The organism is Polaromonas sp. P3_C2, assembly GCF_056402675.1.
In genome coordinates this window covers 1-667 of the sequence record NZ_JBFUGX010001194.1, presented here as the reverse complement: position 1 = coordinate 667, position 667 = coordinate 1, and the positions used below count along the sequence as shown (strand labels likewise).

Sequence of the window (667 nt, the reverse complement as noted above, 5' to 3'; positions counted from 1 at the left end):
CTCTCGATCTGGATTGGCGCTTTTTTTCTGGCTTTTGTAGGCGCCTCCGCGCTCCAGTTCATGCTTCGTGACAGTACCTTGTCGTCCTAGTGTCAGCATCGAACTTCACCATAGGGCTCATTCCGCAGAGACAGGGGGTGCAAGCGTCAACACTCAGCCCTCCGAGGCATTTTTGTTCGCCCGACCCTCTAGAATCAGCAGCGCTACGCAGCCGCTACGGCTCGATTCACCCGAACTTGAAGGCCAAGATGATCCGACGTGCACTGTCAGGGATACTTTTGCTTGCGAGTGTCTGCGCCTGGGCCAATCCCCCCGCAGCTACGGCCACACCGCAGCCAAAAGAAATACAGTTGCAAGACCCCATGCCGGGGCAAGCGCTGCTGTATCTGGTGAGAATTTCCGGAGACATGGAGACAGTGACCGTGCTGGTGGATGGCGTCAAAGTGGCCACCATGCCACCGAATAGCTATACAGCCATCGGCGTCGCGCCCGGTGCCCGGCGGCTCACCGCCGCCACCCCCGCAGGCCAGGAGCGCATTACCGAGATCAGCGTGCAGGCGGATGAACGGCGGTTTTTCTACCTGCTCGCGACTTTTTCACGGCCGGCGGGTGACTTTGGCCAGTTTTTTGGTTTGCTCGGCGCTCTTGTTCAGGAGACCCTTAACCG

Annotated in this window: 1 protein-coding gene; it reads left to right on the top strand. The window is 58.9% G+C overall.

All coding sequences use genetic code 11. The annotated features are described in order from the left end of the window. Positions 1-362: 362 nt before the first annotated feature. Positions 363-667: hypothetical protein (locus tag AC1DWI_RS25545; RefSeq protein ID WP_477726237.1), on the top strand; the 305-nt coding region annotated here is incomplete at its 3' end.